Annotated in this window: 10 protein-coding genes; 6 read left to right on the forward strand and 4 right to left on the reverse strand. The window is 34.4% G+C overall.

The window, feature by feature from the left end; translation table 11 throughout:
* Window positions 1-90: 90 nt before the first annotated feature.
* The gene (locus tag H3U49_RS05110; RefSeq protein WP_198180190.1) at window positions 91-906 is read right to left on the reverse strand and encodes an alpha/beta hydrolase; all 816 of its coding nucleotides are present in this window, start codon (window positions 904-906) and stop codon (window positions 91-93) included.
* On the reverse strand, window positions 896-2,476 hold the full coding sequence (locus tag H3U49_RS05115) for a PucR family transcriptional regulator (protein ID WP_198180191.1): 1,581 nt from the start codon (window positions 2,474-2,476) through the stop codon (window positions 896-898). Before H3U49_RS05115 ends, H3U49_RS05110 begins: the two co-directional genes overlap by 11 nt.
* A 142-nt stretch (window positions 2,477-2,618) precedes the next feature.
* Between H3U49_RS05115 and fdrA the strand changes: the two genes are divergently transcribed.
* From fdrA to H3U49_RS05145, 6 genes are all read left to right on the forward strand, one after another.
* Window positions 2,619-5,636, forward strand: a complete 3,018-nt coding sequence (fdrA, locus tag H3U49_RS05120) for a DUF1116 domain-containing protein (RefSeq protein WP_198180192.1) — start codon at window positions 2,619-2,621, stop codon at window positions 5,634-5,636.
* Window positions 5,629-6,462, forward strand: coding sequence for a DUF2877 domain-containing protein (locus H3U49_RS05125; RefSeq protein ID WP_198180194.1), 834 nt, complete (start codon window positions 5,629-5,631; stop codon window positions 6,460-6,462). Before fdrA ends, H3U49_RS05125 begins: the two co-directional genes overlap by 8 nt.
* Before the next feature lie 19 nt (window positions 6,463-6,481).
* Window positions 6,482-7,723: an MFS transporter gene (locus tag H3U49_RS05130; protein ID WP_198180196.1), complete on the forward strand. Its 1,242-nt coding sequence runs from the start codon at window positions 6,482-6,484 to the stop codon at window positions 7,721-7,723.
* Window positions 7,723-8,658, forward strand: a complete 936-nt coding sequence (arcC, locus tag H3U49_RS05135; protein WP_198180198.1) for a carbamate kinase — start codon at window positions 7,723-7,725, stop codon at window positions 8,656-8,658. Before H3U49_RS05130 ends, arcC begins: the two co-directional genes overlap by 1 nt.
* An 18-nt stretch (window positions 8,659-8,676) precedes the next feature.
* Entirely contained in the window at window positions 8,677-9,897 is a 1,221-nt protein-coding gene (locus H3U49_RS05140) for a dicarboxylate/amino acid:cation symporter (RefSeq protein WP_198180200.1), read from the forward strand.
* A 326-nt stretch (window positions 9,898-10,223) separates the two neighbouring features.
* Window positions 10,224-11,126, forward strand: coding sequence for an alpha/beta fold hydrolase (locus H3U49_RS05145; RefSeq protein ID WP_198223305.1), 903 nt, complete (start codon window positions 10,224-10,226; stop codon window positions 11,124-11,126).
* A gap of 65 nt (window positions 11,127-11,191) precedes the next feature.
* Here the strand turns inward: H3U49_RS05145 and H3U49_RS05150 are convergent, their stop codons facing one another.
* On the reverse strand, window positions 11,192-11,941 hold the full coding sequence (locus tag H3U49_RS05150) for an amino acid ABC transporter ATP-binding protein (RefSeq protein WP_198180204.1): 750 nt from the start codon (window positions 11,939-11,941) through the stop codon (window positions 11,192-11,194).
* Entirely contained in the window at window positions 11,941-13,566 is a 1,626-nt protein-coding gene (locus tag H3U49_RS05155; protein WP_198180206.1) for an ABC transporter substrate-binding protein/permease, read from the reverse strand. The genes H3U49_RS05150 and H3U49_RS05155 overlap by 1 nt, the downstream gene beginning before the upstream one ends.
* Window positions 13,567-13,843 lie beyond the last annotated feature (277 nt).

Consider the following 13,843-nt stretch of genomic DNA (forward strand, 5'->3'; position numbering starts at 1 on the left):
ATTAAAACAAATAGTTTTCTGTCCCTGAATCAAGATTTAAAGAAGTGAAAGTCTGAAAAATTATAATTTTGACTTTTATTAGTGAGCTTATTAAATCCAATTTTCTAAATTTTGTAATACTTTTTGTACTTGAGGATTGTCTACCTCTTTTAAAAAATCGTGATCTAAGTAATAAAGCGGGTAAAAAACATTATTTGGGGAGAGAGCTTTTAATGATTTGCTGTACTTAAAGGGAACTTCTTTGTCTGATATACTGGCAGCGGAAAAGATAGGAGGAAATTTTTTTAACTCCTCTTTAGTAATTGAATATTTGCTAACTTCGTTTTCCTTGATATCATAAGCTTTTTGCAACTCGCATTTTTCTACTAAATATAAGTATAGGGGATATCTGGACAAAGCCGAGTCATCATGAATAAAGTTAGTTGTATTTATTGAGAGAATTAAATCTTTTGAAATAGGTTTATCTGTTAGTTTTTTACTCCGATTGCTATCTTTGAGATCATAATAGCCATAAAAATTAATAATCTTAGTGGGGTTTTTAATAGTGCTTAGTTTGATAATCTGGTTAACTAACCAGAACATAATGAAGCCCCCAGCCGAACGACCACATAACATGTAATTGAAATTTTGTGGCTTAATTATAGTTTGATATAATTCTAAGAATGATTGTAAAGAAGTTTCTAAAATTGTATTTAAGGATGAATTTGGAGCTAATGGGTAATCTAGAGCAATAACTTCAACCCCCTTTTTTAAGAAAGTACTAGTTAAAGCGTATGGAATATCGTTTCGTGTTCCATATATTAAACCACCTCCGTGAAAATAAATTAAGATGTTAGAAACTGGGCTTTCAGGCATCCATATAGTGTATTGCATTGAATTTGATAATTTTTGAATATTAGGTTTCATTATTTTTCTCCATACTAAGTAAATAAGTTGAAATTTGATAATTGATCAAGTCGATCTGATTTTCAAAATCAATGTGTAATAAATTTTGAATCTTTTTTATCCTATAACGCACTGTTTTTTCATGTACAAATAGTATTTCAGATGCTTTTTTGTAATTTTTGTTGCTATCAAAAAACACTTTTAGCGTTCTAAATAAATCATTATTTTTCTTCTTTAAATCTATCAGGTTTTGCGGGATAAATTTGTTTAAAGCATTAGGATTTTTAACTGATAAAAAGTATCTAAATATGCCCAAGTGTTCTATTGAAAAAGCGTGACCAATGAAAATTTTTGAATTGAAACTCAAGGCTTTTAAGCATTCATCTAAAATAGTTTGCATGTTGCGTCTTGTTTTGACTGAGCTAATAACAACTGAAAGATTTGCGTGAAGATTAAAATATTTAGACAATTTCTTTTCAATTGTTTCTGAGTTTAGCTGATTGGAGAGGGCTTCAATATTAAAAAGTATGATTATATAATCACGATGTTCAGAATAAATACTATATCTTTCACAATTTTGAAGTATTGTTCTGATATTATAAAGCTCTATTTTGCTCAAATCTGAAGTAAAAAAAGCACAGGCTTGATAATATTTATAATGGTTTAAATTAACTTCGTCTAATAAAGTTTCGAGTTCTCTGTCGTCTAAAACAGGATATTGCAATATAGTGTCTGCAATGTTGTTAAAATGAGCATATTCTTTTTGCTTTAGGGCATACTCTGTTTGTAATTTATTTTGAATAATATCAATAAAATTTTCGAAAATCATTGTATCTGATTCACTTAATTTTTGAGAATCATGAATTACTAACAGTGAATTGTTTTCAGTTGTATTGTTGTTTGTAAATTCAATTTTTGTAGCATTATATGTTTGATAATTATCAAATGATTCAAGTCTAAATAAATAATATTTATTTTTGACAAATTCAGAATCTTCTTCCGTATAAGGTCTCCCTTCATCAATCACTACATTTTTAGGCATGTCTTTGCTTCTATAATAGGTCGAGTTTGACGCTAAATATAATAAGCAGGGATAGTGAGTTATATTATTAAACTCTCTTAGTAAAATTTCGTAAGAGACAAAACTATCAGCTAAAGGTATCAACCTCTGTCTTGTTTTGTAGTAGTTTTCCAAAACTAGTGATTGATTATTTAAAATTGGTTGATATATCGCTAATAAAATTTTTTCATAATTTAACTCAGTACCAACTTTGATTAACGGAATTCTATATTTATAGCACAAGTTTATAAACCAACGTGGTACCAATTTAATAAGTCTATCAACTTTTACTATAATGCCGCTAATTCCGATCTTCACCATCTTTTTAAAAAAAGTATTCACTTCGTCATATGACAATTTCTGTAAAGCATAAAAAGATGTTAAAATCATTTGATTTTTACGTGACCATTTTTCTATGTCCAAAGCTTCTAATACCATTACTGAATTAATCTCAGTATTTTTTTTCAAATTTGGTGTTAGAAGCTTGCTTTCTTTAAAAATAGGTAATTCTAACAGATCGTATAGTTTCATACTAAATCTCCTTAAATTATTTTTCTTTATCCATTTGGATAAAAAAAGATTAAATAGTTTTACTTTTTTACCATTGTAAGCGCTTATTAGCTTCCATACAATGTGAATTGTAAAACTTAATAAATAAATTGGAGGTATGAAAATGCTTAAGACGGTGATCTTAAAAGATAACTATCAAGATTCAATTAATCTTATGTTATTAACAAATAAGATTAATGATTTGTCTGAAGTTCAGATGAGTCAAATAATGATGGGTACAGAAGCCAACAAGGATATTTTAAATAATACTAATTTATTGACTGAAGAAGCTGAAGCTGCATCACCTAATGACTTAATGATAGTTGTTAGAAGTGATGATGATAAGGTTATGGATAAGGTTTTACCAGCAGTCCATTCATTTCTTGAAGATCTTTCTACTAAAAAAGATGATTCAGGTAATGAAATTGAATCAGTAGATAATTGGGATGATGCTCTAAAGGCAATGCCTGATGCAAATTTAGCCCTATTTAGTATTCCTGGAGAGTATGGTGCTCCAGAAATGGAAAAGGCTTTAAGACATGATTTAAATGTGTTCTCTTTCACAGATAATGTCTCTATAGAAGATGAAGTCAAACTAAAAAAGCTGGCTCATAAAAAGGGACTTTTAATGATGGGTCCCGATTGTGGCACAGGAATTATTTCAAGTATTCCATTGGCATTTACTAATGTTGTATCACCAGGCAATATTGGTATTGTCGGAGCATCAGGTACTGGAATTCAAGAAGTAACTACTATTATAGACAGACTGGGCAATGGTGTTATCCACGCTATTGGTACTGGTGGACGCGATTTGAGCGACAAAGTAGATGCAATTACTGTTAAGGATGCTATTGCAGCTTTAGAAGACCACGAACCTACAGATGTTATTTGTGTCATATCTAAGCCACCTGCAAAGGAAGTTAGAGATGAAGTTATGGAAATCCTTGAAAGCTGTAATAAACCGGTTGTTGCAGACTTTCTAGGTGAAAGACCTACCCATTATGAGGGTAATGTGTACTTAGCACATACATTGGAAGAGACAGCAAAAATTGCAGTTGACTTAGCAGCAGGTCAAAAAGTTAAAGAGAATTATTTTGAAAAAGTTGAATTACCAGCTAATGTAAAAACTTTATCAAAAGATAAAACTATTAAGGGTTTATATTCTGGCGGTACTTTAGCTAATGAAGCCGGCATGTTAATTTCTGAAGCACTTGACTTAGGTCATTTGACTAAAGAAGAAGGTTATATTCTAAAAACGGATGGATATGATGTCATTGACTTGGGAGATGATGTTTATACCCAAGGTAAGCCACACCCAATGATTGATCCTGAGGTTCGCATTAATAAGATGCGCGAATATTGTCAAGATCCACATACAGGTGTTATTTTGCTTGATGTTGTTTTGGGTTATGGTGCAAGTGATGACATGGCAGGTGCTTTAATTCCTGTAATTGATGAAGAAAAAGCCAAGGCTCAGAAAGAAGGCAGACCACTTTACTTTGTGGCTACAGTTGTAGGAACTAATAAAGATCCACAAAACTATGACGAAACAGTTGAACGCTTAAAAAATCATGGAGTTTTGGTTCAAAAGAGTAATGCAAAAGCTGTTCAGTTAGCTTTGAAATTAAAGGGAATACAGATATCTGAACCAGATAAGAAAGTCGTACCTTATACTGGTAAAAAGGTTGCTTTACCAAAAGTTAATGATAATGTAAAAGAATTATTAACCACAAAACCTAGAGTAATTAATGTAGGTATTAGTAGTTTTAATGAATCAATCGTCAAATATGGTGGCAAAACTGTTCAATTTAATTGGAAACCACGTGCTAATGGCAACAAGCGAATGATCAAGTTGCTCGATGCCTTAGAAAAATATGATGATGAAATTGATAGGGATAATGATAAAGTAATCCAAAGATTTAAGGATGCTAAGCCTTTCTTAGTTGACGTGGTTCCAGCTAAGACAGTTATCCCGGAATTAAATACAGAAAATAAAACTTTGTTACATGCGGGTCCACCAATTACCTATACAGAAATGACAGGTCCAATGCAAGGTTCATGTGTTGGTGCAGCTATATTTGAAGGCTGGGCAGAAAATGAATCTGAGGCTCGAAAGTTACTGGAAAATGGAGAAGTAAAATTAATGCCTTGTCATTCTGTTCATGCAGTAGGGCCAATGGGAGGCATTACTTCAGGTAATATGCCTGTAGTTATTGTTGAAAACAGATTGGACAATACAAGAGCATATTGTACCTTGAACGAAGGTATTGGTAAGGTATTAAGATTTGGTGCATATTCCCAAGAGGTTATTGATCGTTTAGTTTGGATGAGGGATGTTCTAGGCCCGGTTTTATCAAAAGCTTTGAAGAAAACTGATGATGGTCTTAACTTAAATGTCTTAATTGCTCGCTCAATTACAATGGGTGATGAATTTCATCAAAGGAATATTGCTGCTTCGGCCAACTTCTTGTGTGCAATGGCACCACTTATTACTGAATTAGATATTAGTAAAAAAGACAGGTATGACGTAATTAAGTTCTTGGCAGATACTGACCAGTTTTTCCTTAACATTATGATGGCTACTGGTAAGTCAATTGCTGATGCCGCTAGAAAGTACCAAAAAGGAACTATCGTAACTGCCATGGCTAGAAATGGACGTGACTTTGGTATCAGAATTGCCGGTATGGGAGACCAATGGTTTAAGGCACCTGTAAATACTCCTAAAGGTCTTTACTTTGCAGGATTTTCTGAAGATGATGCGAATCCGGATATTGGTGACTCTTCAATTACAGAAACTGTTGGTGTCGGTGGCATGGCCATGGTAGCAGCTCCTGGTGTAACCAGATTTGTCGGTGCTGGCGGATTTGAAGACGCATTAAGAATTTCTAACTCGATGGAAAAAATTAATACAACTCATAATCCTAATTGGACCATCCCAACCTGGGATTTTAAGGGTACAAATTTAGGTATTGATATTAGAAAAGTTGTGGAAACTGGGATTGAACCAATTATTAATACGGGTATTGCACATAAAAAACCAGGTGTCGGTCAAATTGGTGCTGGTACGGTTAAAGCTCCGCTGACTTGCTTTGAAAAAGCTCTGGAGGCTTATGCTAAAACTCTAGGTATTACAGTTGACTGATTCATGTGTTGCTCAAATTAGTAGTTATATCTATCCTGTTAACAAATTTGGTCAAATTGGCAGAGTACATTCAATTTTTGCACATTCACTTAATATTCAAGTTGGTTTGCGATTAATAAATATAAGTTGCTTTGATAATTACCTGTCATGTTTTGGCATAAATATTTCTGAAAAAAATTTAAAGTCAGTTATCCAAAGTGTAACCGAAAACAATATAGTTAAATTTTTGGATAATAATATAGTTTTTTACACGCAAGACGGGATTAAAAGAATCGATGTTAAAAACTTTAATATAGTCGAATTGAAAATTAATCCTCTAAATTATTTTCCAGAAAAGGGACTAAAGAAAACTTTAGAAGTCTTAAACAATTATAAAGTGGATCAAAGAATAGGTATTCCTAATAATACTTTATTAAAAAAATTCTCTGATGAAATGACTACATTTAAAGATTTCAATCCAGAGCAAATTGTTACTTGGCTACTTGGTAGAGGAAAGGGATTAACGCCAAGCGGTGATGATATTCTTTGTGGATATATTTTTGTGCTATTGCTTGTCGATAAAGCAAATACTTATTTATCTAGTTTGGTTAAACAAATAAGAAATAATTTAAAGCTTACTACAGACGTTAGTAAAGCTTATCTAATCTGTGCAACGCAAGGATATGTTAATTCCAAAGTTTATCAATTATATAAATCCTTTAAAAACCATAATTTTAAAGATATAGACAGTGAGCTGAATTCCATTCTTGAAATTGGTCATACATCCGGCAAAGATTTGAGTTATGGAATTAAACTAGGAATTTTAGCTAGTTTAAACACTCCTTAGTCTATGAAAGGAGCGAATAATGAAAAAAGATGAAGAGGGCGTAAAAGTTTCCAAAAATTATTGGATAAGAGTTGTCATTATATTTTTCCTAGGCTGGATATTGATGTATGGTACACGAACCATTTTCAATCCTATTATGGGTATCGTTGGCAAGCAATTTGGCTTAAACAACACACAATTAGGATTAGCAAATAGTATTTTCTTTTTAACTTATGCCATTTTCCAGGTACCATTTGGTGCTTTGGGTGATAAGTATGGAAGAAAATTAGTGATTACAATAGGTTTTATTGTATTAGCTGTAATGAGCTGGCTATCCGGAATTGCTGCAAGTTTTACTTTGTTTTTAATTATTAGAGCCCTTGCGGGTGTGGGACAAGCCTCTTATTATGGTCCGCAGTACGCTTTGTCATCAGAAGCTATTCCACAAGATAAACTTACTTTAGGTACCGCTATTATCAATTCTGGGATGGCCTTTGGTACTTCTGGCGGATACTTGCTTTCAAGCTATTTAGTTTTACAAAACCATCAAAGTTGGAAAGTACCATTCTTTGTGGTAGCAATTCCAACATTCATCCTGGCGATAGTGTTCTTTACATGTTTAAAGGAAAAAGTTTATAGACCTAAAGAAAATGAAGTGCAGGAGAAACAACCAGAAGAAAAAGTTTCCCTTAAAAAAATTTTTACAGACAAGAATCTAGTTGCAGCCTTTATTCTTTGCTTCTGCAGTATTTACGCTAACTTTGTGATTATTACTTGGCTACCATCTTTCTTAATTTCCAATAGAGGATTTCAAGGTGGCAGTGTAGGCTTTATTTCTTCCTTGGTACCATGGGCTTCAATACCAGGAGCATTAATTTTTGCGAAATTAGCTGATAAAACTGGTAGCACTAAAAAATGGATATATATTTTAGTTCCACTTTCAATCATTTCAGTATTTGCAATTGCTTTCGTTTCTAATAAAACTTTGCTGATTGCAGTGTTGATCTTATATGGCTTGACGGGTAAATTAGCGATTGATCCTATCATAGTGGCTTATGTAACTAAAAAGGCACCTTATGGTTCTTTGTCAACTACATTAAGTGCCTACAATTTTATAGGTATGTCTGGCTCTATTTTGGCACCATATATTACTGGCTGGTTAGCAGATGTAACAGGACAAATGGAAATTGGCTTTTACTTAGGTTGTGGTTTGCTAATAATTGGCTTGATTGTCTTTGCTGTAATGGCAACTGACTCAGAGAAAGGGGAGACAGCTGTATAATGGCAACTAGTGTAATCGCCCTTGGTGGAAATGCGATCTTAGAAAAGGATCCAACAGACATTGGGCAAAAAGAAACGGTTAATAGAGCTACACGCTATATTGTTGAATATATTATGGCTGGAAATAAGGTGGCGATTTGTCACGGTAATGGACCTCAAGTAGGTAATTTGTTACTACAACAAAGTGCTGCTAATTCAAAAAAGAATCCAGCATTTAAGCTAGATACTTGTGGAGCAATGACGGAAGGTAGTATTGGCTACTGGATTCAGCAGGGCTTGGACAATGCATCTCAAGAGCTGGGTGAAAATGTTAAGTCCCTGACTGTTATTACTCAATCTGAAGTTGATAAAAATGATCCTTCGTTTAAATCTCCGAGCAAGCCTATAGGTCCTTTTTATACTAAAGAAGAAGTGGTTGAGCTTCAAAGAAACAGTAATGATACATTTATTGAAGACGCGGGTCGTGGCTATAGAAAAGTTGTACCTTCTCCTAAGCCAGTAAAAATAGTTGAAGGGGATATTATTAAGGATACTGTTAACGCTGGCATTGTACCAATCGTTGCCGGTGGTGGCGGTATACCAGTTATTATAGAAGAAAATAAAATTAAGGGCGTAGAGGCTGTTATTGATAAAGATTTTGGCTCTGAAAAAGTTGCAGAAGGAATCTCAGCAGATAATTTAATAATTTTAACAGCCGTAGATAATGTTTACATCAATTTTGGAAAAAAAGATCAAAAAGCTTTGAGTCATATTACAGTTTCTGAAGCTGAAATATATATAAAACAGGGACAATTTGCGAAAGGAAGTATGTTACCTAAGATTCAAGCAGCTATTTTGTTTGTTAAAAATCACCCAGATAGAAAAGCAATTATAACTTCAATTTCTAATTTACCAAATATTTCAGAAAATGTTGGAACCATAATTACTTACAAATAAAGAAACGTAGGTACTACCATGAGAAAAAAAGTAAAGTTGTCAATGGTTAATCAGATTTTGATAGCCGTTATTCTTGGTGTAATATTTGGGTTTGCATTACCTGGTTTTTCAGTTCAATTAAAGATAATTGGTGATATTTTTTTAAAATTAATGCAGATGTCCATACCAATTTTGGTACTGGGTCAAATAATTCAGGCAGTAGGAGGTATTAAACCTAATGAACTGAGTAAATTAGGAATTAAAACTATTGTCATTTTTGCAATCTCCTCATTACTTGCTGCTGCTTTCGGTGCATTAGTTGGAATATTATTTAAACCTGGAATTGGTGTGCATCTCACCAAGGTTGCTGAAAAAGCAATACATGTTAAGTCCGTTTCGTTAAGTGAAACAATTTTAAGCTTTTTTACTAGCAACATCTTCGAATCTTTATCTAATGGGACAATTATTCAGATTATTATTTTTGCGATTTTTTTTGGTATTGGATTAAGCAAATTTATGGAGAAAAAGCCTAAATCAAAATTGCTTGACTTAATAATCGACTTTAATGATGTCATTATTCAATTAGTAACCTGTGTAATGTTCTTTGCCCCAATAGGCATCTTTGCACTGATTGCTTCTACTATTAGCAATTTGGGTATTAAAATAATTTTGCCGCTGATAAAATACTTATTCTCCTATGGGTTTGCAACATTCGCTTATTTGTTAATTTGGATTGTAATTATATCTTTATATCTTAAAGTTAACCCAATTAAATTAATCAGCAATATGTCAGAAATGTCGTTGATGGCTTTAGCTACTACTTCCTCGGCGATTACTTTACCGATTGAAATGAATGAAGCTAAAAACAAACTAGGCTTAAAAGATAGAATTACTAACTTGGTTTTACCATTAGGCATGTCATTAAATTCTAATGGTTCTGCCATGCATATGGCCATAACGGTGATTACAATTGCGCAATTATATAATATTAACTTTACTTTAGATAAGATGTTTTATCTTATTGTAATATCAACATTTGTGTCACTTGCTAATGCTGTTGTTCCAGGAGCAGGTTTGGTTTCACTAGCAATAATTGTTCCTCAAATGGGATTACCAGTTGAAAGTATAGCAATTTTTGCAGGTGTAGAATGGTTCGTAGGGATGCTCAGAACTATTTTAAACGTTAATTCTGATGTTTATTCTGCACTAATGGTTGGAAAGTCGGCTGATGCCATTGATTATGAAGTATTTAATAAATAGGTGTAAGAAAGAAGTGATTTACTAAGTAAAAATACTGTCTATTCTTCTACAAATTCTCACTTATTTTAACTAAGGACTGAGACCGATATTATTTCGGTCTCAGTCCTTTTAATTATTACAGTTTTCTCAGCTCGCTCTTCCGATAGCTTTTTTAGTTTAGAGTAGTACAAGTATGAGCCTTTATTCGATAAAAATTGCGTCAGCCTTATAAATATAATTTGCAATTTACAAGGTAGCGACATTAATAATATACTTAAATAAAGTAGCAGTGTATGCATAATAACAGTTGATTATATGAATATAGGCAAAAAATGAGTAGTACATCAGTGATAGAAAACGTAGAAATTAACGGCACTAAACTTTATTTTTCAATTAGTTCAAAGCAAGGCCGAAAACCAATCATTTTATATTTGCACGGTGGACCAGGCGATGCTTGCATCCCCTTGACCAAAAAGTTTAATAGTGAACTAGAAGATCATTTTATCTTTGTCAATCTGGAACAAAGAGGCAGCGGTCTGTCTTATTATAAATTCTCACCTGAAGAAAACTTGTCTATTAGTACCATCTTGACAGATATTCATCAGTTTGTGCTTTATTTATTAAAACGGTTAAGACAGGATAAATTGATTATCATGGGTCATTCTTGGGGCACGGTTTTAGGGCTCTATTTTATTCAAAAGTATCCAGACCTGGTTACGCAATACATCGGAATTGGTCAAGTCGTTAATATGAAAAAGAATATTGCTTTACAAAAAGCTTTTTTACGAACAAAAATGAAAAACACTGCCAAACTTGATCAGCTTGATTTTGTTCACGAACCAATTGATGCCAGCCTGAAATTAACTAAAATGATTGTAGCTTATGGCGGCTCAATCTATGGCGCTAAAAACTACCGTAAATTAATTTGGCCGTTTATATCTGCTAAAGATTATTCTTTTAAAGACTTAATTCATCGTTTGCAAGGCTCGAAGCAATCGATTCAATACTTCTGGGAAGAACTAATGGACGTTAATTTTGAAAATATCCTGCATTTTGCCATTCCCATCACTTTCTGTGAGGGCGGGCATGACCATCATGTGTCCTCGCAGTTGACTGCAGAATATGCTGCTAAAATTACTAGTCCGTGCAATATAATTTGGTTTGACCATTCCGGGCATTTCCCGCAGTGGGAGGAGCCAACTAAATTTAATCAGGAAATTATTGGACTTTTAGAGCCACAAGCAAACTAAAAAACTGGCAAATCACGTTATTCATCACGTAGATTTACCAGTTTTTTATTTTTAATTAGACCTTATTAGTTATTCTGAAAATTACTCAAAAACTTGACGGTTTTTTCATTTTGCGGGTGATTGAATAATTGATCAGGTTTACCTTGTTCAATAATTATTCCGTCGCTGATGAAAAACATTTGATCGGAAATCTCCTTCGCAAACGCCATTTCGTGGGTTACGATAATCATCGTTAAACCAGTAGTAGCCAGATTCTTCATGACGCTTAAAACTTCACCGACCATTTCAGGATCCAAAGCACTAGTAGGCTCATCAAATAACAGAATTTCAGGATCCATGCAGATAGCACGGGCAATCGCAACCCGTTGTTGTTGTCCACCTGAAAGTTGGCTGGGACGAGCATTAACGTATTGCTCCATACCTACTTTTTTCAGATTAGCAAGTGCAATTTTACGCGCCTCGTCTTTTGACCGTTTCAATACTAATTCTTGACCTACCATACAATTAGCTAAAACGTTCTTATTTTCAAACAAGTCAAATTGTTGGAAAACCATGCCGACTTTAGCACGATAAATATTACGATTGTAGTTTGGTGCCAAAACATTTTCACCACGAAAATCAACTTCACCGGCAGTAGGTTCTTCAAGCAGATTGATACAGCGCAAAGTAGTTGATTTACCGCCACCTGAAGGACCGATAATGGTGGCAATTTCACCTTTATTAATGTCAAAAGAGATATCTTTTAACACTTGGTGTTCACCGAATGTTTTCTTGATGTGCTTTAAACTTAAAATAGTTTCGTTTGTTTCAGTCATTAGTTCTTAGCCTCCATGTCTTTTGGTGTGCCCACTTGAACTTGGTTTGCCATTAAGTTGTAATTCTTACTTCCTTGGAGGTGTTTTTCAATTAAATTGAAAATTCTGGTAATGGTAAAGGTCAAGATGAGGTAGATAGCAGAAATTGTCAGGTAAGTTGGGAAGAACTTAAATGTCTGACTCGCAATAGTTGAACCAACGAAGAACAACTCTGATACGGAGATGATACTCAAAACTGAGGTATCCTTGATATTAACGATAAATTCGTTAGTAATTGAAGGAAGACAGTTTTTGATTGCTTGTGGCAGAATAATGTGCCACATTCTCTGGTTGTGGGTCATTCCTAACGCACTGGCTGCTTCAAATTGACCTTCGGGTGTAGAAATAATTCCTCCCCGAATAATTTCGGCTAAATATGCTCCAGTGTTAATGGAAACAATGATTAGTGCGGCCACCGTTCTGTCAATATTCAAGTGCCAGAACTGAGCAATACCATAGTAAATCACGGCGGCTTGAACCATCATTGGCGTACCCCGAAAAATCTCGATATAAACTGAAAGCAGCCAGTTGACAAACTTAAGCAGCCATCTTTTACCGGTAGTAGTTGGTGTAGGAATAGTTCTCACAATACCCACTGCCAGACCGATAAAGAAACCTACAATGGTACCAACTGAAGCTAAAAGCAAGGTCATACCGATACCGTTTAAAATCATGCCGCCATATTGGCGCCACATTGATACTAACCACGGTTCTGATTTAGCCTTTTTGCCTTTTTTATCACTATCAGTTTTAGGCTGCTCCTTAACAGCTTCAGTCATTAACCTTACCCTTTTTGCTTGGGGAATAGTAGCTAAAATTTGGTTAACGCTCTTAAGCAGCGCCTTGTTGGGCTTGGCAATTCCGATTGAAGTGACAGATTCTTCTTTAGTAGCGTGAAAACCAGCCATTTTGCTGACAGGAATTGACTTAATGTCAGGATCAACCATCTTAAAGGAAGTTGACTCAGTGTCTTCGGCAACATAGCCGTCAATGGTACCGGAGATTAAACTTTGCCGCATTGCCGCAAAATCGCGCATAGCCGGTTGTCTCTTAGCACCTTTTAACTGCTTGATCAGATCATAGTGGAAAGTACCTTGTTGTGCTGTTAATTTAGCACCCTTAAAGTCGGTCAGCTTTTTAGCGTTGGCATATCTGCTGTTAATCTTGGTAATTACCACAAAAGTACTGTTTCTATATGGCTTAGAGAAATTAATGGCTTTTTCACGTTCAGCTGTTGGACTCATCCCAGCGATAATCAAATCAGCTTTGCCACTGGTTAAAGCAGGAAGCAAACCGTCCCATTCGGTCTTAACAACTTCTACTTTTCTATGTAATTTTTGACCAATAATTTTGGCAATTTTAACGTCATAACCATTGGCGTATTCTTTTGAGCCCTCAATTGGCACAGCACCATTGGCATTATTAGTCTGTGTCCAATTGTACGGCTGATAATTAGCTTCCATGGCGACTTTTAGCGTACCATCGTCCTTTTTGGCGTTAACTTCATTCAGACTAAAATTAGCCCCAATGCCCAAACAGGTGAATAAGGCAACTAAGGTAGCCAGCCACTTAAATCTTGACTTCATTTTGAAAACCTCCACAAAATATGTTTCAAATAAAGCCAATACAATAAAAGCGTAAACAAAAACCTCGCTGTTAGTCAAAAACAACGAGGTTATAATCTATTTTTTAAACAAATCATATAGCGCTCCCTGGAGATGAACCAGGACAGTCTGCAAAATATTCTCTTGCAGCCCAACAAAAAGATTGAAACGAACAACATTTTTGTTTCGGCAGTAATTCTTACGCTAACCTTCAAAGTGTTCGCTCACTCAGATTAGTTTCGTAACAACCGCGACCTCT

It is taken from the genome of Lactobacillus sp. W8174 (genome assembly GCF_016100975.1).
Classification (GTDB): domain Bacteria; phylum Bacillota; class Bacilli; order Lactobacillales; family Lactobacillaceae; genus Lactobacillus; species Lactobacillus juensis.